The organism is Ammoniphilus oxalaticus (assembly GCF_003609605.1).
GTDB lineage: Bacteria > Bacillota > Bacilli > Aneurinibacillales > RAOX-1 > Ammoniphilus > Ammoniphilus oxalaticus.
This window is the reverse complement of the sequence record NZ_MCHY01000011.1, coordinates 42,387-61,402: the sequence shown is the minus strand read 5'-3', so window position 1 is coordinate 61,402 and position 19,016 is coordinate 42,387. Positions and strand designations below refer to the sequence as shown.

Below are 19,016 nucleotides of genomic sequence, written 5' to 3'. Positions count from 1 at the left end.
ACCAATGGAGGGGAAAGGTGACGATGGACAAAATAATGGGAGCAGCTTCCTCTCTTCATACGGAGGAAATAGCCGACTTAGAAAATAAATTCAGTGTTAAAATTGGGCAACCTAAAGACCAAACTCAGGTGTTGGTGACAGGAAACGATTTGCTTGATGGGAGTCAACTAAACACTTACTTAGATGAACTGACGGGGAAATTAGGTTCTCCGTCTCGTTTTGTAACAGGTTCACAATTTGCCAAGCGGTTTGCTTTGTTTGCGATTGTTCCTAATCTATATGCAATGACGATGTTTAATAAAGGGATGCATATTTCTTTGCAAAATTGCCAACTGGAAACAGACCAGCCATCCGACTGGTTATCTCATGTTCGATTAATACCTATGCAAATCTCTCAGCCGATCTCTGAACAGGGGCGCGCCGCATGGCGCGATGCTTTGATCAAAAGTATGTTTGTTGATCAACTTGAGCCATTGTGGCAGTCCTTGTCCGCTTCGGCGCGTATTCCAATGGAACTTTTATGGGAGAATACAGCGGTGCGCCTGTTCTCGCTATATGAACGAAGAATAGGAGCAGAACGAACCGAGTTGCAACAACGACGGATTGAACAGGACTACCATTATCTTGTTCACGAAGCGCCTGGCGTCTTATTTGGTCAATCGCAAAATCCACTCACGAAGTTTTATAAGCCGATTACCGTGGAACAGCCAGTACGCATTCGAAAAACGTGTTGCTTTTATTATGAAGTGTCCGCGGACAGAGAGTATTGTTCGACTTGTCCGAATAAAAAACGCGGCTAAATGAAGGAAGGCGAAAGGGAGGGTAAAGTGGTGAAGGCTTATTTAGATTTACTGCAATATATAGTTGAACATGGTGTAAAAAAGGACGATCGAACAGGGACAGGAACGATCGCCACCTTTGGGTATCAAATGCGATTCGATCTCAAACAAGGTTTTCCCTTGCTGACAACCAAAAGGGTTCCCTTTCGATTAATCGTTAGCGAGTTGCTTTGGTTTATAAAAGGCGATACAAATATAAAGTATTTATTGGAACATAACAATAATATTTGGAATGAGTGGGCCTTTAAAAAGTGGGTAGAGAGCAGCGATTATACAGGCCCTGATATGACGGATTTTGGTCACCGTTCGCAAACAGATCTATCTTTTAAACAATCGTATGAACAGCAGATGGATCTTTTTAAACAAAGAATCTTGAGCGAGCCTGAGTTTGCCCGCGTTTATGGTGAATTAGGCAACGTATACGGCAAACAGTGGCGGAGTTGGGAAACTTCGCGAGGGGAAACGATCGACCAATTTAAAAATGTGATTGACGAAATTAAGACGAATCCTGATTCGCGTAGACTCATCGTATCGAGCTGGTCTCCTGAGGATGTGCTCCCCGCTCGAGCCGCATTACCGCCCTGCCATACGCTGTATCAGTTTTACGTTGCCGACAACAAGCTCTCTTGTCAGCTGTATCAGCGAAGTGGAGATTCATTCCTAGGCATTCCGTTTAATATAGCAAGCTATGCCTTGTTGACTCACCTTGTCGCCCATGAATGCGGGCTAGAGGTGGGGGAATTCGTGCATACGATTGGCGATGCGCATATTTATCTGAATCACCTTGAACAGATTGAAACACAATTAGGGCGTGAACCGAGGAATTTGCCTACATTAAAGATGAATGCGGCTATCGATTCTATTTTTTCATTTAATGTGGACGATTTTGAGCTTGTCGGTTACGATCCGCACCCTCCCATCTCCGGCCCAGTCGCTGTATAATCAGAAGCCTGAACATTGTTTCAGGCTTCTTTTTTTTGTATGATGAGAGCATATAAAATCGGATGATAGGAGTTGGCATAAATGATTTCCTTTATTGTTGCTATGGATAGAAATCGGGCGATCGGCGTTAATAATGAGATGCCTTGGCATTTACCAGCCGATTTGGCTTATTTTAAACGGGTGACAATGGGTAAGCCGATCATTATGGGCAGAAAAACACATGAATCGATTGGACGGGCCTTGCCTGGCAGGGAGAATATCGTGTTGACGCGCGATCCATCGTATACTTCCCCAGGTTGCAGGGTGATTCATTCGGTTGCCGAACTGGAAGCGCTGTGTGAAGCAGAGTTTAAAAATCAAGAGGTTTTTGTAATTGGCGGCGCCGAACTGTTTCGGCAGACGTTGGAGATTGCTGATCGCCTTTATATTACGACGATTGATGAAGTTTTCGCGGGCGATACGTTTTTTCCTGAGGTAACAGAAGCGGAATGGGAATTGACCGCAAGTGAACCAGGTGTTCAAGACGAAAAAAATCAGTATCCGCATCAATTTTTAGTTTACGACCGAAAAAAATAATACGGAGTCTGCTGCCAAGTTGAACGATAAGCCACTTACTCCTTTTCCTCGGAATTGACAGGCATATGCTTCTTCCCAAATAGCATACACATGAATGAGCAGTTTTTTTCGGGGAGGAGGGAGCTTTTTTGGCGGGGTTTCGAACAAGAAAAAGAATAAAACCATTAAGCTTTAAGACAGCGATCTTGATTTCCCTTGCCATTTTTTTAGTGATCTCCATCCAGACCTTCCTCTTTATTGAGAAAAGGATTGAGCCTGCAATGCTAAACATTGCAAATACGAAAGTGGAACAATTAGCGGCGGGAGCCATTAATGAAGCGATACGGATGAAGATCGCGGATGGGACCGATTTTAAAGATCTCGTCTATTTTAAGCAAGATGGCGACGGCAAAATCAAAGCGGTCCTGTTTAATTATAATGAACAAACCCGAATTGTGGGGGAAGCGACAGCGCGAGTGAGCAATACCTTGAAGGAATTAGAAGCAGTTCCATTAGTGATACCGCTTGGGCAGGCTTTAAACAGCAATATATTGGCGACGATTGGCCCCGATGTACCGATCACAATGGTTCCGATGGGTTCGGTTAAAGTGAACCTCATCCCGGAAGTGCGTGAGGTGGGGATTAACGGAGTCCATGTGAACGTGCATATGGATGTGGAAGCAAAGGTCAATGTTGTGATTCCATTCGCGACGAAACCAACAATCGTCAAAACGCAAATACCGTTAACGCAAGGCTTGTTTATGGGGGAAGTTCCTGACTATTATTTTAAAGGCGATACGGGTGGTGATGGCCATTCCAATCCATCCTTGTTACCGCCACTTCAAATGGATGATACTGATTTAAAAAAGGAGGAGAAGAAATAAGCGAGATTGCTTATTTCTTCTTCCTCCTCTTATCCCATTCTTGGCGTTCCCATCGTTTCAAGGACGGGAAAGGGTCAAATGCCCATTCCGTTTTTCCATTATATTTGTACATGCCATAATGGAGATGCGGTGGGAATTTCCCAGACGTCCCAGGGCTCCCATATCCGGAACTACCGACCCAACCGACGACATCTCCCGGCTTAACGACATCGCCAATGTTTAGGTCCTTATTAAATCCGCCAAGGTGGGCGTAATAATGATACACATTGTTTAAGTCCCGAATGCCAATGCGCCAGCCGCCAAACCGATTCCACCCTTTGACTTCCACTACGCCATAGCAAACACTTTTTACAGGGGTTCCATAATGCGCGAACAGATCGGTTCCCTCATGAATCCTTCTGCCGCCCCAACCTCTGGCTGCTCCCCAGGTACTTCTGTAACTATAAGTTGAATGAATCGGCAAAGGAAAGGCCCGCTCCTCAAGTTTAATCGTATTAAACGTTTTATACACTTTTGCAAATTCCGAGATGAGTTTTACGGCTTTATGGCTGCGATAATGTTCCCATATACCAATGCGGATATCATCTTCGGTAAAGCCATGTTGAGCGAGACGAGTGGCGACTGTAAATAATAGATCAAAATCGTTTGTTGGGTCCGCGAGTCCGTCCCCATCCCCATCCATCCCAGCTCCATTAAAGAATTCGATGCTGGCCAGCGAGGTATCTTCGGCATCTGGATTCTGCGGCCCTACCCATTCCTCGGGAGGAATTTGAATCGATAACAATTGCTTTTTTTCTTTATCTTCCTGTTGAGAAGGGCGAATGTTTTTTTCGTATTGATCCATCGCCGCTAAATAGAACCAAGGAACGTTTGTCAACATTTCCATCTGGTGAAAGAGATCTAATTTTTGTTGCGCGGGATCTGTCTGTTCTGTTTCTTGCGCGGCGCTAATATCTTGACCGCTTGTCCATGAAACGCTAACGGAAAGACCAATGATTAGCAAGAAAGATACCAACTTAGGCATTCATTCACCTTCATCCCAATGTCTTTTCACCAAATAGTTTTGCTTAGTTCTCATTTTATAATGCGAGGAAAAAAGCGGAAAGACAGTTTTAACTTGAACCGTAGCTCTGTTGCAATTTAGAACAGCAAGCTCTAAAATGAGTAATAAGGCAACGATAGGGGGGATTGGGTTGAAATTTGAACGCAAACCAGACTGGTTGAAGATCAAGTTAACAACAGGCGAGAATTTTACAGAAATTAAAAACATGATGCGAGGGAAAACGTTACATACCGTTTGTGAAGAAGCGAAATGCCCAAATATATTTGAATGCTGGTCCCATGGCACGGCGACATTTATGATTAATGGAAAAATTTGTACGCGGGCTTGTCGCTTTTGCGCGGTTAATACAGGGCTCCCAACTGAACTTGACTTGGCTGAACCAGAAAATGTCGCGGAGGCGGCAGAGAAGATGGGCTTACAACACGCAGTTGTAACAGCTGTAGCTAGAGATGATTTACAGGATGGCGGGGCTTCCTTATTTGCCGCGACGATTCACGCGATCCGTAAGCGACTGCCGCTTTGTAGTGTAGAAGTGTTAATCCCAGATTTCCAAGGTAATTGGGACGCTTTGCGGACGGTCTTAGACGCGAACCCGCAGATATTAAATCATAACATCGAAACGGTAGAACGTTTATCGGACCGCGTTCGTTCAAAAGCGACTTATCGTCGATCGCTTGAACTTTTGGAAACGTCCAAACAAATCAATCCAACGATCCCAACAAAATCAAGCATTATGATCGGAGTCGGCGAAACGGCGGAGGAAATTAGACAAACGATGCGGGACCTACGCGCTGTTGGTGTGAATATCGTGACAATCGGTCAATATTTACAGCCAACTAGACGACATCTTTCTGTTGAAAAATATTGGCATCCCGATGAATTTGCTCGTTTTAAGGAAGAGGGCATGGAAATGGGATTTGACCATGTTGAATCGGGTCCGCTTGTGCGAAGTTCCTATCGCGCCCATGAACAAGGGCAATTAGCGGGGCATGTATAAAAAAGAGATACGATGTAATTTAGGGCAGATTGGGAGGAAAAAATGTGATACGCATTCAAGGCAATTCCTTCAAATTGCTGGAAAATTTCCGCGAAGGATGGAATCCAGACGTTTTTAAAGACCGCTACAGTGATATTTTAAGCAAGTTTGATTATATCGTTGGGGACTGGGGATATGGGCAACTCCGTCTGAAAGGATTTTTTGAAGATAGTCATCCAAAAGGGACGTTCGACAACCGGATTAGTTTTAAAGATGAGTATATATTGGAATATTGCAACTTTGGTTGTCCTTACTTTTTGCTAAAAAAGGTAGAAGAGCAAAAAGGAGACAAATCAAAAACAAACATCCAAACATGAGGCAATTCAACAGGCGCTGGATTGTCTCATTTTTGTTCCGAACATCTATCGAAATGGAAGGGTTGTACGCGCTTCGCCCTGTTTTGTATACTGTAGATACGGAATACAGGAGGGGGAGATTAGATTGGATGAGAACTCAGGCCATGTGCTCGTTATTTTGCTGGCGGTTGCTCTTACATTCGGGATTGCGATTATATCAGCTAAAATAAAAAAAAGGAAAAAGTAGGTTGATAGGTGATGTATAAGGTTGATACTGAAAAAATCAATAATATTCTAACCTATATGACGGATTGTATCTTTCCAACGATGCGGCAAACGATGTCTACCTCGCAAGAACAATTTTTAGCGGATGAGACGGCGGGGTTTGCGGCGGAGCGATTGTTTCATTTGTTCATCGAAGGGATGACAGATATCGGTAATACGCTTATTGATGGTTTTATTATGCGCGATCCAGGCGGCTACGATGATATCGTGGATATTATGGAAGATGAACGGGTGTATGCGGCTGAAGAAGCGCGGATTTTTAAGCAAATTATTTATTTAAGGAAAAATTTAGTTGTCGAATACATAGACAATCATCGGGAACAACTTTATTCAAGCTATCATCAATCGTTGGCAGTGATTGAGCGTTACCCAGAAATAATCAGAACATACTTGGCAAAGGAATTGTGGTGAAAGGTGACGTAAAAGTTGGACGAGGCAACTTTTACGTCACCTTTCTTTTTTTATCGCTACTTTAGTAACATTAGTGTGTTTATTATATATTTTAGTTTATAAATTTACTTATGTGTATAAATCAAGTAGAATATAGATAAAGGGAAAGGCGGTGGGGATATCATGTCGAGACGAAATTCTACTCGTAATGAAATTCTAAATATGTTGAAGCTCCATGGATCACTTACCGTCAGCGGGATGGCAAGTCAGCTACAGATCACTGAAATGGCGGTGCGACGTCATTTAAATACACTGGAAAGAGATGATCTGATTGCTTCCAAGATGGTCAGGCAAGCAATGGGAAGACCGACAAACGTGTATTCCTTGACAGAAGAAGCGGATCATTTGTTTCCCCGTCATTATTCAGAATTTGCCTTGGATTTTTTGCAAGACCTTGAGGAACTGGAAGGTCAAGAAAAAATCAAACGGTTGTTTGACCGACGCGAAGAGCGTATGTCGGAAAAATATAAGAAGCAAGTAAAAGGGGAAACGTTGAGGGAGAAAGTCAGTCAACTTGCTGAGCTACAAAATGAAAAAGGCTACATGGTTGAAGTAGAAGAGGGACCCGCTGGCGGGAGTTTTATTTTAAAGGAATATAATTGCCCGATTTCGCAAGTGGCCAAGGAATATAACGAGGCCTGTGATTGTGAGCTGTCTCTGTTTGAGAAAGTGCTTGAAGCGCATGTGGAGCGAAACGAGTGCATTGCTCAAGGGGAAGATAAGTGTGTATATGTGATCAAACCGATCAACGAGTCCGAGCTAGAGTAGCCTTTCATTGTAAAGGTTGCTCTTTTTTGTTTTATTAAAAATCAAATGGAGTATGACGTGGCGGCTTGGACAAAATAGGAAAGAAGATGACCAATTGGGGTTGGCCATCTTTCTTTTTAACAAGTCATACTATGCGCAAGTCGGCTTGAAGCCGCAGCGGCAATGGCTCCAACGATATCGTCTAGGAATGTATGGTTTTCTCCGTCTGTTTTATCATTTAACTTTTCTAAAATACCGGGCTTCACCTTATCGATGTACCCATAATTGGTTAGACCGATGCTACCGTAGACGTTCACAATCGATAGCGCTACAATTTCATCAATGCCATATAGTCCTTCATCGCTATAGATGATCGTTTGCAACGGCTCCATTAACTTTTCTTGTTCAGCGAGCATATCAAGTTGGATTCCAGTAATAATTGCGTTATGGACTTCACGCTTAGCTAATACTTTTTGAATATGGTAGATACATGTTTCTCTCGTTAAACCTTCACAATAATCCTTTTGAAGGTAGTACACTAAATCTGCTAAGTCATCCATTTCGACACCTCGAAATTCAAGAAGTTCACGCGCTTTTTCTCCAAGAACTTCATCGGAAACGACTATAATAGGAGATGGATCCGGCATATTTAAGCCTCCTTAATTTGAGTTAGTTACAGAAGGGAAGTAAAAAGAATGGCTGAAAAAATAGTTCAGGAAAATCCCGATCAGCATATTTATCTCACATTTTCGCCTGATTTATTCTCAGAGCGTCCAGATCATGTGCTCGTAATTCCTATTTATGAAGGGAAGTTACTTTTTACCTGCCACAGTGAACGTGGGTGGGAGCTGCCAGGCGGAAAGATTGAACCGGGCGAAACGGCAAGTCAAGCAACGATTCGTGAAACGTGGGAGGAAACAGGGGCCACAATATTGGCTCCAAAACAGATCGGTGAGTATCGGGTTGAATCAAACGAACAAGTCGGATTTATAAAAGCGATTTATCTAGCCAAGGTCGTCTCGATCGGCCCGCGACCGAAGGGGTTTGAAACAGACGATGCGGCTTTATTTGGATTAGATATTAATACGAATCAGCCACAATTTAGTCCTTATATGAAGGATATTGTATTTGCCTCCATTCAAAAAAAGCTAGGCACTGAAATCCAACTGCCCACATAATATATATAAAACGATCAACGGGAGTTGAGTGTTCGTGTCAGGATGGTTATCCTCGCTACAGCGTCAATATGGGATTGTGATTTATCGATATGTGAAGACGCTTCGCGGCATTTGGCTGGAAACGAATCGGGGAGCGATGGTGTTCCAGTCCCTTCCAGTTGCCTTTCTTCCAAAAGCGGAGTTTGTTTATAAAGTGAATCTAAAGTTGCAACGAACGAGTTTAATGTTTCCGATACTTAAAAATTCGGAGGGTGAAATTGTGACGCAAATCGGCGAGCAAGCGTACTTTATGATCGGCTCGCCGATTTCTTCTTCGAGCTGGGTCGATTATGGTAAACTCGGCTCTAGGTTGGCGGAATTTCATAGTATAAGCGTAGAATGTCTTGAAGGGGTCACAGATTCTTTTTCTGAAATCGGCAGATGGCCGCGAGCATGGCAGAGCAAATACGAGCAATTGGAACGATTCGAATCGGTTGCGCAAGCGCGGATAGGGACAGAGGAGCAGGATCCATTTGATGCATTTTTTGTAAACAACGCCGCCTATTTTCGCCAGCTTACGGAACTTTCGCTTATGCGTTTAGAGACATGCGATTATGAGGCGATTTGTGACGATACGTTTCCATTTGGCAGATTAAGCTTCACCAATTTTAGTTATGAAACAATTACCCTCAATCAATTTGGTCAGCCCTTTTTTACCGATCCATTTTCGCTCGTCGAAGATACACGGGTCCGCGATCTCGCCCAGTTTATAAAAGCGGATGTTCGTTTGTACGGCTGGGATCCGAGCCGTATCTACACTTTTTTGGCCGCTTATCATGCCGTTTCCCCGATTACCCCAAATGAATTTCAGTTAATGTATGCCTTAATCTTATTGCCAGGCCGACTTTTAAAAAAGGTTGAAACTCTCTATTATCGCCCTTCATTATTTCGTTCGGAAACGACTCATTTGGAACTGTATAGGGGAGAAACAGAAACAATGACGGCGGAAGTTGCCTATACTGAAATGAGGCGAGCTGAGCTGTTGATCCAAGACTTTCCTCTATTTGCGCGGCGTTATTTCGGAGTGAGCTTGCCGCCACTTGTAGAGATAGGAGAATTAAGTTGAATGGTAAAAAAATAAGAGGACATTCCTAGCTTTCGCATAGGCGTGTCCTCTGTTTATTTCAGATCGTTCTTTAGAATACTTGTTGAACTTCTTTCACTTCTGGAATTTCTTCCATTAGAGCGCGTTCGATACCCGCTTTTAACGTGATTGTGGAGCTTGGGCAACTACCGCAAGCGCCTAAAAGGCGTAGTTTTACAATACCATCTTCTACATCAACTAATTCACAGTCGCCTCCGTCACGTTGTAGGAAGGGACGTAGTTTATCTAGGACTTCTGTTACTTGCGCATTAATTTCAGCCATTTTTCAAACACTCCTTTCATATTACCTATTATAATATCCTTTTAACTATAAATCCATAAATAAAGCACATTGACGATTCGTGAATCCGTTGTAATCATGTTAAAATCAACTTATAAGTGAAGACTAAAAGTGGGAAGGGGTTGTCGTTGTGCTTGAGATTTTAGTTTACGGAGCCGAGGAGCGATGCGCAAGTTGCATCAATGCCCCATCATCAACCGAAACGGCGAGTTGGTTGGAAGCTGCCTTATTAAGAGTATATGATCAAGCGGCTTTTAAGGTTCGCTATGTCGACATTTATGATCCCCAATCGGAACAAGAAAAGGCGTTTTCCACGCGTGTATTTGAGGAAGAGTTATGGTATCCGGTCGTTGTGATTCATGATCAAGTCATAACTGAAGGCAACCCGGATTTAAAACTAATTTATAAAGAATTAAACGAGCTTGGAATTCGTAAAATAGAATAACTAGGAGATTCAGATGATTTTCATTGAGTTTTGCCAAAGTAATATGGCCTTATGGACTAAATCGGTTTTTGAGCAACTTGGGCATGATCCTGAATGGTCTGATGCGGAAGTGATGGAATCAGAGTGCTTGGGAAATTGCGAGCAATGTTTCGCGCAACCGTTTGCGATCGTGGAAGGCGAGGTCGTCGCCGCGGATACACCTGATGCGTTGCTTACAGAAATCAGAGCGTTCATAAAGAAAAAAGAAGAGTTGGACCGTCAATGGCGCGAGTTGGGATTTTAAAGTTGAAATAGGCAGGTATAGCAAAGTAAAAATCGCTACACCTGCCTATTTTATATGAGGGCTGGCTTGAATATTGTTCGATTTTCTGTTTTAACAGGAGAATCTCCGCTTAATTCCTCGCGATCCTAGATTACTCTGAGCATGCCGCTTGAATATCGTTCGATTTTCCGTTTTAACAGGAGAATCTCCGCTTAATATTCTTTAATAATGTTATAAAAAGTGTCTCGTTCAACTGGCTGTTTGCCAGCTCCTTTGATTAACCAGATGAGCTCGTCCCGAGTCAAAGCAGATTGGGTTAGCGCGCCTGCGGAATGGCTTATTCTTTCTTCAACAAGCGTGCCATGAATGTCGGATGAACCAAACGATAACGCCATTTGCGTTAATTGAGTGCCGATGTTAATCCAATAGGCTTTGATATGTTGGAAGTTATCTAGCATGAGACGACTAATTGCGATCGTCTTCATATCGTCGAAAGCGGATGTCCTTCTTTTGATCCCCGCGCTTGCCTGTTTTGGCTGGACCGCTAGCGGAATGAAAACCATGAACCCGTTCGTTTCATCTTGCAAAAGGCGCAGGCGCTCCATATGGATCAGGCGTTCTTCTAGGCTCTCAATCGATCCATACAGCATCGTCGCATGTGTTTTCAACCCGAGCCCGTGAGCGACGCGGTGGGCATTGAGCCATTCATCTGTGCTTGCTTTTTCAGGACTCATCTTCGCTCGATAATTTTCGGTTAAGATTTCAGCTCCGCCGCCTGTCAAAGACTCTGAGCCTGCCTTAATCAATTCTTTTAATACATCTTCTACGGATAGACCAGAGAGTTGACTGAAGAACACAACTTCAGCCCCCGTATATGCCTTAATCGTTGCTTGCGGATAATGTTCTTTCAAGACACGGATCGTGTCTAGGTAATAATCAAACGAAACCGTGTGGTTATGTCCGCCGACAATATGGAATTCTCGAATCGTTGGCTTCCAGTTTTTTTCTACATAATGAAGTAGCTCATCCGTCGACATCGTGTAGGCGCCCTCTTCATCAGGATCGCGACGGAACCCGCAAAATTTGCAGTTTGCTTCACAAACGTTTGTCGGATTGATATACATGTTCTCAATAAAGTAGACGTGGTTGCCATTTTTCTTTAAATTGACGGAATTAGCCAACTGGCCAATCGTTAATAAATCATTCGATTCATAAAGCGTAAGTCCGTCTTCAACGGATAGACGTTGCCCCGCTTGCACTTTTTCAATAATTGGCAGCAATGAACGATCCGTTGGGTTCTCCGTTAATAGTGTCATAGGGTCCTCCTTTTAATACAACGAATAAAATATAAGCAGTAAGGGTTATTTTAGTATGTGTTTGAAAAAAGGAAACCTTTAAGTCGGGTTCAACTTCAACATGTCGTTGAACCTTAGTTAAAGTCTTCGGCGGATTACACAAACTTTTGAGTGTTATTAAGAAAGTCTGAACGTAATTTTTGCCGAATTGTCTCAATTCTATTTATTATAAAATTAAACAGATGAAAGAACAAGATACTTGCATGTTTTGTGACAGGGACATGACTGACACTTTAACCATAATTTGGGTAGTTGTAGTCTTGTGAAATCGACTGACGTTCATTATAATTTAGATATATGGAAATGATGTGATTATGAGTGGGTTAACCCTGCTAAGGAGGGACAAAGCAATGATAGAAATAACGGAAAGCGCTGGAACGAAGATTAAAGAATTATTGGCCGAACAAGAAAACCCGAGTGTGTTTTTGCGTGTTGGAGTGCAGGGTGGAGGTTGTAGCGGCTTTACGTATGGGATGGGTTTTGACGAAGAAGAAACAGAACAGGATGAAACCTTTTCCATCCAAGGCATTAAGGTTGTCATTGACGGAGACAGTTTAAAACTGATCAAAGGCACACAGATTGATTACCAAGAAACGATGATGGGCGGAGGGTTCACGATTGAAAATCCGAACGCGACCGCAACGTGTGGGTGCGGAACAAGTTTCCGAACAGCGGCCGACGCTGGTACGCCAGAAGATTGTGACGAATAGAATATAACAGATAACAATACGGCTGTCCGAATAGGATGGTCTTTTTTCATTGTTTCGTTCTAGTATAGTAAAAACCGTAATCAATTTGTTTTTGTTTGAAAAATAGCCTTGCTAAACCCGTAGCGCGGCTATACAATAAGAATTGTGAATAGTTTGTGAAAAAATTCTCATTATTTAGGTTAAAATTTAAAATTGCGAAAAGCAATTCTCATAAACAAAAATAAGTTACTGGATGTGATGGGATGGGTACAAAAATCGTTATTCTTGGTGCTGGGTATGGTGGGGTAATGACCTCGGTAAAGTTGCAAAAAATTTTGAATTATAATGAAGCTGAGGTCACCGTTGTGAATCAGCATGATTATCATTATTTAACGACCTGGTTACACTTGCCAGCTGCTGGAACGATCCATCACGATAATTGTCGAATTGATATCGAGTCAATTATAGATACGAATCAATTTAACTTTGTCAAAGGGACAGTTGAAAGCATTCAACCGGACAACAAGCAAGTTAGTTTAGCGGACGGTCGCGTTCTTGACTACGACTATCTTGTCGTCGGTCTAGGCAGCGAACCAGAAACGTTTGGGATTTCGGGATTGAAGGAGCATGCGTTCACGATTAGCAATATCAACAGCGTTCGGCTAATCAAAGAGCATATTGACTATATGTTTGCGAAATTTACGCAAGAACCGGATCGCGCCGATTATCTCACGTTTATCGTAGGCGGAGCAGGCTTTACTGGGATGGAGTTCGTTGGTGAATTATGTGATCGTATCCCCGCATTGTGCAAAGAATTCGATGTAGATCCCGCCCATGTCCAAATTTACAATGTTGAAGCGGCTCCAACTGCTTTACCAGGTTTTGATCCTGATTTAATCGATTATGCTGTCGAGCTTTTAAGCAGTAAAGGCGTTACTTTTAAAATCAACACGCCGATTAAAGAATGTACGCCAGACGGTGTCGTATTGGCGGATGGCGAAGAAATTAAAGCAAAGACGGTCGTTTGGACGGGTGGCGTGCGCGGCAATTCGGTCATCGAAAAGTCGGGTTTTGAAGTCATTCGCGGCAGAGTGAAGGTAGATGAGTATTTGCGGGCGCCTGGTTATGATGATGTGTTTGTAATTGGCGATGGTTCTCTTGTCATCGACGAAACGCAAAATCGACCGTTTCCGCCAACCGCGCAGATCGCGATGCAACAAGGAGAAGCGTTGGCCGAAAACCTGGCAAAGTCAATCCGGGGCGGTCAAATAACTAAGTTTCAACCTGATCTAAAAGGGACAGTAGCTTCTCTTGGCAAAGGGGAAGGGATTGGTATCGTCGGAAATAAAAAGGTGTTCGGCTCGACAGCCGCTATGCTCAAAGAAGTGATTGATCATCGTTACCTTTATAAAATTGGCGGCATCGGCCTTGTCATGAAGAAATCTAAGTTTTAGGTGGGGAACGTATGCGACATGCAAGTGTGCAGGTTAGAGCGAAACTAACCTCAGATGAATTAGAACGGTATGAGAACTTGTTTGAAATTGGAAAGTTTCTTGAAAGTCAAAATAAATATGATTTAGCGTACCATGTTCAAAAGGAAATTGAATATTTAATCTCTCCCGCAATCGAACGGTTAAAAGAGGGGAGTAAAGAAAGGGATCGCATGAATCAAGACTTTATCCAACAACTAGATGAGGACACGACAAAATCCTAGAGTGGGCTAGATGCTTCTCTAGGATTTTTCCCTTATAAATCTCTATTTTCTATTCCAAAAGCGCTGTTGAGCAATTGCAGTTGTAAAATCTTGAGGAAAGTTGGGATTGTTAGCGGCAAAAACAACACCAGCTAAGTTGTTGTTTGGCGAGGTTTGAATATACGATTGCCCCGTTGAAGCAAGACCAATCGGTTTGTAGTGTTTATAGGCATCATGCACAAACCCTAAAACGTCTTGCATAAATTTTGCTTGGTACTGTGAATTTCCTCCAACGATGTAAATGGCGTCAACCAAGTAAGGACTAGATGTGAGAAAGGTCTTATTGACTTTAATCTTGATTCCGTCGGCCCCAGTGACGAATCCCAATTTCTCACTGATTATCTCGATGAAAACCCCATTCTTTTGCAGGAACTGGAGCGCGCTTGTTACTTCTTTTCCGTTAAAGCCATCTCCAATCAAAACACCAACTTTTAGTGTATTGGCATAGCGGGGTGTATTTGCCTGGCTAAGGGAAGGATAGCTTGTTGAAACAGAGATATGGGTTCCGCTTGGGCGCTCTACCCCTATATTATCGGCAATAATACAGGCTAATTCCTGATCTACATTAACCAATAGATTAACGTTTTGTTGGCGGACAGATTCACTCTTAACCTTTCCAAGTTGGTAGCTAAACGCTTCAATGGTGTGCTGCTTTTCGACAGGTGTTAAGCTATTCCAAAAAATGCGGGGTTGCGTAAAATAATCTGTGAACGAAGCGCTTCGGTTACGGGTGACGTGTCCTTCTACCTTTTTTGGATAATGCTCGTATCCGCCTTCTTCTGGGGGTGTTGTATAGGGTGTGTTATTTGCTAATGAATTTTTATGATAGTTAACCTGATCGACATCAATTCGAAATCTCATGGGGCCTCGGCGCTGGTTATTATGAAAAGGACAAAGTGATCTATTGATGGGTAACTCTTGGAAATTGGGACCAATTCGGTGTACTTGCGCATTATGATAAGCGATTAATCTTCCTTGCAGGACGGGATCGTTCGAAAAATCAATACCTGGAACGACATTCGCGGGATTAAATGCGACTTGTTCTGATTCTGTATGATAATTATCAATGTTTCGATTTAAAGTCATCTTCCCGATCGAGTGGACAGGGACGAGTTCTTCTGGCCAAAACTTTGTAGGATCGAGCACATCGAAATCGTATTTAAATTCATCTTCCATCGGAATGAGTTGAACGCCGAGTTCATATTCAGGGTAGGCCCCGCAATCAATTGCTTCTCTCAGATCTTTGCGATGGAAATCGGGATCAATACCACCAATTTTTAATGCCTCATCCTGAAGGAAGGAATGGACCCCTAGCATGGGTTTCCAGACAAAACGAACAAAGGTTGCGACTCCTTTTTCGTTTACAAATAAGTACGTGTTAATCGACCACGATTCCATCATTCTGTAACTTCTTATAATGCCGCGATCGGACATGATCCACGTCACCATATGAATCGACTCCGGATTGTTAGCTACATAATCCCAAAATCGGTCATGGGCTCCGCTTGCTGTTGGGATATCGTCATCTGATTTAGCTTGATACGCATGCATCGCATCTGGGAATTTCATCGGGTCGTTATTAATCAAGACGGGCATTGCAATGGTCGTAAGATCGTAATTTCCTTCCTCTGTGTAAAATTTCACACCCTGACAACGTAAATCTCTTGCCGTATCATAAGATCCCCTTGGTCCTTGGACGGTAGAAAAACGGATTGTAAGAGGAGTCTTTTTCCCTGGTTCCTGCAGAAAGCCTGCTTTGGTCACATGTTTCATCGACTGATAGCATTCAAATTCTCCATAGGCGCTATAACCTCTAGCATGAACGACTCTTTCAGGTTCTTCTTCTTGCACAAAGTGTGTCATTTTCTCAAAGTAATGCCAATCCTCAAGTAGGCCAGGACCGCGTTCACCGGCTGTTAAAATTTGCTCATCGTTGGATATTGTTCGGCCTTGATTTGTCGTCATCGGCTTGCCGGTGTTTTGGATACGGTATTGATCTAATTGTTCCTGCTTCGCATCCTGCTGATTCCCGTCGATTCCCTTTTTGTTTCTCGATGAAGAATGATCCATACAAATCACCTATCCTTAAAGTACTATTTCGTATCATTTAAATAAGTATGGCGAAGTGTTCATGATTATTCATTTGTTAGTTAACGAATGTTGATTTAAATGAAATAGGTTTGTCCGAATTGAGTGAATCAAGCGCATTATGATCACTTTACATTCGGGGGCAATGTTTGTTATTGACCAAGCTATAAAAAATAAAGTAAACTGGTTATTGGAGGTGTGTAACGTGAATATCGTTCAACTCATTATATCCGTCCCGCTGTTTCTGTTTCTTGCGTTTGGGATTGGATTTGTTTTAAATATGTTAATCAAGACCACGTGGTTACCGTTAGTGATGTATGCATTATTGATTGTTTACTTATTCATCCGCATGGGCGCTTTAAAAGCGGTTGATTACACGATTTTAACATCTGGACTAACGGGGGCGGCGCTGAGCGGCGTTGTGATTAAGATGCTAAGACAAAGAGGGTACCGAATGTTCTAAGAAGACACGAAAACGTGTCTTTTTTGGTTGTTTAAATTAAAAAAAGGTAGAATATCATGGGTGATGTTCTACCTTTTTTCTCTTTTCGGCACGTTTAAAACTCAAATAGATAGCCGAGTCCAATTGCAAGAATAATTCCAAGCCAGGCTCCGATTAACACTTCAATCGGTTTATGACCGAGCAGTTCTTTTAATTGTTCACGTTTTTCATGTTCTGGTTTGAAACGTAAAAGTTTCAACTCTTCCTTCATCATATTAAAATCTTCGAGCAAAACGTTTAATAGGGCCGCATGTTTTCCCGCGTGTCTACGTACCCCAGCAGCATCAAACATCACGATCACCGCAAAGATCGTTGCGATTGAAAAATAGGAAGAAGCAAACCCTTCTGATAAGCCAATGGATGTGGCTAAACCGGTCACGGCCGCTGAATGGGAACTGGGCATCCCTCCTGTGCTGAATAACAGTCCCCATTTCCAAGCGCGATGAGTGAAGAAATGAATGGGAATTTTTAAAAATTGCGCTAAACCAATGGCTATAAGGGAAGACCATAGCGGGTAGTTGTGAAAAATCGACATGCGCATTCTTCCTTTCTATTATCGAACCTTTAGCTATACTCCATCATAAGGGATTGCAAACTAAATTTGAAGAGAAATGAAACGCTTCTTTTTAAAAATAAGCGCTTGTTGTACAAGCTAGTCATAAATTGGTAAAATAAACATGTTGTTTTAAATCACGGAGGTGCAACAAATGAAAATTTCAACGACGGTTCAAGAGATAGTAGATCTTCAAACAGACTGTCTCGTGTTAGGGGTCTTGGAAGGGGAAAAAAAGCCGGAAGGCGCGCTCAGTCAAATTGATCAAAAATTAGAAGGTCAAATTTCGAGCTTGCTGGCTGAAGGTGATTTTTTAGGAAAGAATAAAGAAACGCTTACATTATATACATTCGGAAAACTGCCAAGTAAACGGATTATGTTAGTTGGACTTGGCAAAGAACCCACCTTTGAATCTGTTCGCGGGGCTGCTGCTACAGCGATCCGCATTGGTTTAAACGATAAAGTGGATCAGCTTGTATTTTGCTTGGAAAGTTATCTGATCGATACAACGCAAGCGCAAGAAATGGCGCATGCGCTTGGGGAAGGCGCGGCTCTAGGCGGGTATCGGTTTAAAGGATATGCTTGGGAGGAGAGAGAATACCATCAAGTCGACAGCGTTGTGATTGCCACGAGTTTGAGCGACCAAGAGGCGGAAGTGAGCCGAGGAGCGCAAATTGCAGAAGCGTTTTCCGCGGGCACAAATTTGGCGAGAGATTTAGTGAATACGCCGGGCAATAAGATGACGCCAGCTCAAATCGCCGACGCCGCTGTTGCGGTAGCGCAACGTTACGGGATGGAATATGAAGTGCTTGAACGAGAGGATATGGAAAAGCTCGGTATGGGCGGGCTGCTTGGGGTCGCCCAAGGGAGCGCTCAGCCACCGAAATTAATTGCGATTAAATATAAAGGCGCCCAAAATTGGGACGATGTGCTTGGTTTTGTTGGAAAAGGTATCAGTTTTGATACGGGAGGCATTTCTTTAAAGCCGGGACTGAAAATGGAAGAGATGATTGGCGATATGGGTGGGGCGGCTGCGGTAATTGGCGCTTTAGAAGCGCTCGGACGTTTAAAACCGTCTGTAAACGTGTTGGCTGTCATTCCAAGCGCAGAAAATATGCCTTCAGGAACAGCCTTAAAACCAGGTGATATCATTACGACGATGAGCGGGCGGACTGTTGAAGTGTTGAATACGGATGCGGAAGGTCGTTTGGTGCTCGCTGATGGCGTCAGTTACGCAAAAAAGCTAGGCGCGGATTACATCGTTGACGTTGCGACGTTAACAGGAGCCGTGTTAGTCGCGCTTGGAACCTGTACGACAGGTGTTGTGACGAATGACGACGATTTTGTGGATGAAGTGTTACATGCTGCGGCTGATGCGGGGGAACTCGTGTGGCAATTGCCTTCCTTTAAGCCATACAAGGAACAAATTAAGAGTCGGGTCGCTGATTTGAAAAATACAGGCGGACGCAATGCCGGCAGTATTACCGGCGGACTATTTATCGGGGCATTCGCTGAAGAAACGCCGTGGGTTCATTTGGACATCGCGGGTACCTCTTGGGCTGATAAACAAGAAGAACTATCCCCGCAAGGCGGGACTGGGGCGATGACAAGGACGTTGGCTGTACTAGCCATGGGGCGTTCCGCAAATCGAACGGAGGAATAAATAATGG

23 protein-coding genes are annotated in these 19,016 nt (G+C 43.1%); 17 read left to right on the top strand and 6 right to left on the bottom strand.

Features of this window, described 5'->3' with window-relative positions; all coding sequences use genetic code 11:
• The first annotated feature begins 23 nt into the window (after positions 1 to 23).
• The 4 genes from BEP19_RS15490 (at position 24) to yunB (ending at position 3,220) form a co-directional block, all read left to right on the top strand.
• Positions 24 to 800, top strand: coding sequence for an IucA/IucC family C-terminal-domain containing protein (locus tag BEP19_RS15490; protein WP_147393813.1), 777 nt, complete (start codon positions 24 to 26; stop codon positions 798 to 800).
• The gene (locus BEP19_RS15485; RefSeq protein ID WP_120190844.1) at positions 801 to 1,781 is read left to right on the top strand and encodes a thymidylate synthase; all 981 of its coding nucleotides are present in this window, start codon (positions 801 to 803) and stop codon (positions 1,779 to 1,781) included.
• A gap of 81 nt (positions 1,782 to 1,862) precedes the next feature.
• On the top strand, positions 1,863 to 2,357 hold the full coding sequence (locus BEP19_RS15480) for a dihydrofolate reductase (RefSeq protein ID WP_120190843.1): 495 nt from the start codon (positions 1,863 to 1,865) through the stop codon (positions 2,355 to 2,357).
• 128 nt (positions 2,358 to 2,485) lie between these two features.
• Complete coding sequence (gene yunB / locus BEP19_RS15475; protein ID WP_120190842.1) at positions 2,486 to 3,220, top strand: sporulation protein YunB; 735 nt, start codon at positions 2,486 to 2,488, stop codon at positions 3,218 to 3,220.
• A 10-nt stretch (positions 3,221 to 3,230) separates the two neighbouring features.
• Here yunB and BEP19_RS15470 read toward each other — a convergent pair whose 3' ends face one another.
• A complete protein-coding gene (locus BEP19_RS15470) occupies positions 3,231 to 4,244 on the bottom strand; it encodes a M23 family metallopeptidase (protein WP_120190841.1) in 1,014 nt (337 codons plus the stop codon).
• A gap of 169 nt (positions 4,245 to 4,413) precedes the next feature.
• On the opposite strand from BEP19_RS15470, the gene lipA reads away from it, so the two are divergent.
• The 4 genes from lipA (at position 4,414) to BEP19_RS15450 (ending at position 7,118) form a co-directional block, all read left to right on the top strand.
• Positions 4,414 to 5,280 carry a lipoyl synthase gene (lipA, locus tag BEP19_RS15465; protein WP_425452791.1) on the top strand — a complete coding sequence of 289 codons (867 nt, stop codon included), beginning with the start codon at positions 4,414 to 4,416 and terminating at the stop codon, positions 5,278 to 5,280.
• Between the two features lie 44 nt (positions 5,281 to 5,324).
• Entirely contained in the window at positions 5,325 to 5,636 is a 312-nt protein-coding gene (locus tag BEP19_RS15460; protein WP_120190839.1) for a YutD family protein, read from the top strand.
• Between the two features lie 237 nt (positions 5,637 to 5,873).
• Complete coding sequence (locus tag BEP19_RS15455; protein ID WP_120190838.1) at positions 5,874 to 6,311, top strand: DUF86 domain-containing protein; 438 nt, start codon at positions 5,874 to 5,876, stop codon at positions 6,309 to 6,311.
• A gap of 162 nt (positions 6,312 to 6,473) precedes the next feature.
• Positions 6,474 to 7,118 (top strand): helix-turn-helix transcriptional regulator, encoded by a 645-nt coding sequence (locus tag BEP19_RS15450; protein WP_120190837.1) that lies wholly within the window; start codon positions 6,474 to 6,476, stop codon positions 7,116 to 7,118.
• 116 nt (positions 7,119 to 7,234) lie between these two features.
• Here the strand turns inward: BEP19_RS15450 and BEP19_RS15445 are convergent, their stop codons facing one another.
• The gene (locus tag BEP19_RS15445) at positions 7,235 to 7,744 is read right to left on the bottom strand and encodes a phosphatidylglycerophosphatase A family protein (RefSeq protein WP_211329365.1); all 510 of its coding nucleotides are present in this window, start codon (positions 7,742 to 7,744) and stop codon (positions 7,235 to 7,237) included.
• A 48-nt stretch (positions 7,745 to 7,792) separates the two neighbouring features.
• On the opposite strand from BEP19_RS15445, the gene BEP19_RS15440 reads away from it, so the two are divergent.
• Positions 7,793 to 8,275: an NUDIX hydrolase gene (locus tag BEP19_RS15440; RefSeq protein WP_120190836.1), complete on the top strand. Its 483-nt coding sequence runs from the start codon at positions 7,793 to 7,795 to the stop codon at positions 8,273 to 8,275.
• A 34-nt stretch (positions 8,276 to 8,309) separates the two neighbouring features.
• A complete protein-coding gene (locus tag BEP19_RS15435) occupies positions 8,310 to 9,380 on the top strand; it encodes a protein kinase family protein (protein WP_120190835.1) in 1,071 nt (356 codons plus the stop codon).
• A gap of 70 nt (positions 9,381 to 9,450) precedes the next feature.
• Here BEP19_RS15435 and BEP19_RS15430 read toward each other — a convergent pair whose 3' ends face one another.
• Positions 9,451 to 9,681 (bottom strand): NifU family protein, encoded by a 231-nt coding sequence (locus tag BEP19_RS15430; protein WP_120190834.1) that lies wholly within the window; start codon positions 9,679 to 9,681, stop codon positions 9,451 to 9,453.
• Positions 9,682 to 9,829: 148 nt separating this feature from the next.
• Between BEP19_RS15430 and BEP19_RS15425 the strand changes: the two genes are divergently transcribed.
• Together BEP19_RS15425 and BEP19_RS15420 are read left to right on the top strand one after the other, a co-directional pair.
• Positions 9,830 to 10,144: a DUF1462 family protein gene (locus tag BEP19_RS15425; RefSeq protein ID WP_120190833.1), complete on the top strand. Its 315-nt coding sequence runs from the start codon at positions 9,830 to 9,832 to the stop codon at positions 10,142 to 10,144.
• A gap of 13 nt (positions 10,145 to 10,157) precedes the next feature.
• Positions 10,158 to 10,427 carry a YuzB family protein gene (locus BEP19_RS15420; protein ID WP_120190832.1) on the top strand — a complete coding sequence of 90 codons (270 nt, stop codon included), beginning with the start codon at positions 10,158 to 10,160 and terminating at the stop codon, positions 10,425 to 10,427.
• Between the two features lie 191 nt (positions 10,428 to 10,618).
• Here BEP19_RS15420 and mqnE read toward each other — a convergent pair whose 3' ends face one another.
• Positions 10,619 to 11,722, bottom strand: coding sequence for an aminofutalosine synthase MqnE (mqnE, locus tag BEP19_RS15415; protein WP_120190831.1), 1,104 nt, complete (start codon positions 11,720 to 11,722; stop codon positions 10,619 to 10,621).
• Positions 11,723 to 12,111: 389 nt separating this feature from the next.
• Between mqnE and erpA the strand changes: the two genes are divergently transcribed.
• From erpA to BEP19_RS15400, 3 genes are all read left to right on the top strand, one after another.
• Positions 12,112 to 12,471: an iron-sulfur cluster insertion protein ErpA gene (erpA, locus tag BEP19_RS15410; RefSeq protein ID WP_120190830.1), complete on the top strand. Its 360-nt coding sequence runs from the start codon at positions 12,112 to 12,114 to the stop codon at positions 12,469 to 12,471.
• Between the two features lie 242 nt (positions 12,472 to 12,713).
• On the top strand, positions 12,714 to 13,904 hold the full coding sequence (locus tag BEP19_RS15405) for an NAD(P)/FAD-dependent oxidoreductase (RefSeq protein ID WP_120190829.1): 1,191 nt from the start codon (positions 12,714 to 12,716) through the stop codon (positions 13,902 to 13,904).
• Positions 13,905 to 13,915: 11 nt separating this feature from the next.
• Positions 13,916 to 14,164, top strand: coding sequence for a hypothetical protein (locus BEP19_RS15400; protein WP_120190828.1), 249 nt, complete (start codon positions 13,916 to 13,918; stop codon positions 14,162 to 14,164).
• 42 nt (positions 14,165 to 14,206) lie between these two features.
• On the opposite strand, the gene BEP19_RS15395 is transcribed toward BEP19_RS15400, so the two are convergent.
• Positions 14,207 to 16,273 carry a catalase gene (locus BEP19_RS15395; RefSeq protein WP_120190827.1) on the bottom strand — a complete coding sequence of 689 codons (2,067 nt, stop codon included), beginning with the start codon at positions 16,271 to 16,273 and terminating at the stop codon, positions 14,207 to 14,209.
• 223 nt (positions 16,274 to 16,496) lie between these two features.
• Between BEP19_RS15395 and BEP19_RS15390 the strand changes: the two genes are divergently transcribed.
• The gene (locus BEP19_RS15390; protein ID WP_120190826.1) at positions 16,497 to 16,754 is read left to right on the top strand and encodes a YuiB family protein; all 258 of its coding nucleotides are present in this window, start codon (positions 16,497 to 16,499) and stop codon (positions 16,752 to 16,754) included.
• 94 nt (positions 16,755 to 16,848) lie between these two features.
• Here BEP19_RS15390 and BEP19_RS15385 read toward each other — a convergent pair whose 3' ends face one another.
• Complete coding sequence (locus tag BEP19_RS15385; RefSeq protein WP_120190825.1) at positions 16,849 to 17,328, bottom strand: divergent PAP2 family protein; 480 nt, start codon at positions 17,326 to 17,328, stop codon at positions 16,849 to 16,851.
• A gap of 172 nt (positions 17,329 to 17,500) precedes the next feature.
• On the opposite strand from BEP19_RS15385, the gene BEP19_RS15380 reads away from it, so the two are divergent.
• Entirely contained in the window at positions 17,501 to 19,009 is a 1,509-nt protein-coding gene (locus tag BEP19_RS15380; protein ID WP_120190824.1) for a leucyl aminopeptidase, read from the top strand.
• The last annotated feature ends 7 nt before the right edge of the window (positions 19,010 to 19,016 follow it).

Bases quoted from the DNA above. Each gene is read 5' to 3' on its own strand.
- BEP19_RS15490 (WP_147393813.1), top strand. From the start codon at position 24: ATGGACAAAATAATGGGAGCAGCTTCCTCTCTTCATACGGAGGAAATA.
- BEP19_RS15455 (WP_120190838.1), top strand. From the start codon at position 5,874: ATGTATAAGGTTGATACTGAAAAAATCAATAATATTCTAACCTATATG.
- BEP19_RS15440 (WP_120190836.1), top strand. From the start codon at position 7,793: ATGGCTGAAAAAATAGTTCAGGAAAATCCCGATCAGCATATTTATCTC.
- BEP19_RS15480 (WP_120190843.1), top strand. From the start codon at position 1,863: ATGATTTCCTTTATTGTTGCTATGGATAGAAATCGGGCGATCGGCGTT.
- BEP19_RS15385 (WP_120190825.1), bottom strand. From the start codon at position 17,328: ATGTCGATTTTTCACAACTACCCGCTATGGTCTTCCCTTATAGCCATT.
- BEP19_RS15420 (WP_120190832.1), top strand. From the start codon at position 10,158: ATGATTTTCATTGAGTTTTGCCAAAGTAATATGGCCTTATGGACTAAA.
- BEP19_RS15485 (WP_120190844.1), top strand. From the start codon at position 801: ATGAAGGAAGGCGAAAGGGAGGGTAAAGTGGTGAAGGCTTATTTAGAT.
- BEP19_RS15380 (WP_120190824.1), top strand. From the start codon at position 17,501: ATGAAAATTTCAACGACGGTTCAAGAGATAGTAGATCTTCAAACAGAC.
- BEP19_RS15470 (WP_120190841.1), bottom strand. From the start codon at position 4,244: ATGCCTAAGTTGGTATCTTTCTTGCTAATCATTGGTCTTTCCGTTAGC.
- BEP19_RS15400 (WP_120190828.1), top strand. From the start codon at position 13,916: ATGCGACATGCAAGTGTGCAGGTTAGAGCGAAACTAACCTCAGATGAA.
- BEP19_RS15395 (WP_120190827.1), bottom strand. From the start codon at position 16,273: ATGGATCATTCTTCATCGAGAAACAAAAAGGGAATCGACGGGAATCAG.
- BEP19_RS15450 (WP_120190837.1), top strand. From the start codon at position 6,474: ATGTCGAGACGAAATTCTACTCGTAATGAAATTCTAAATATGTTGAAG.
- BEP19_RS15430 (WP_120190834.1), bottom strand. From the start codon at position 9,681: ATGGCTGAAATTAATGCGCAAGTAACAGAAGTCCTAGATAAACTACGT.
- BEP19_RS15405 (WP_120190829.1), top strand. From the start codon at position 12,714: ATGGGTACAAAAATCGTTATTCTTGGTGCTGGGTATGGTGGGGTAATG.
- mqnE (WP_120190831.1), bottom strand. From the start codon at position 11,722: ATGACACTATTAACGGAGAACCCAACGGATCGTTCATTGCTGCCAATT.
- BEP19_RS15445 (WP_211329365.1), bottom strand. From the start codon at position 7,744: ATGCCGGATCCATCTCCTATTATAGTCGTTTCCGATGAAGTTCTTGGA.
- erpA (WP_120190830.1), top strand. From the start codon at position 12,112: ATGATAGAAATAACGGAAAGCGCTGGAACGAAGATTAAAGAATTATTG.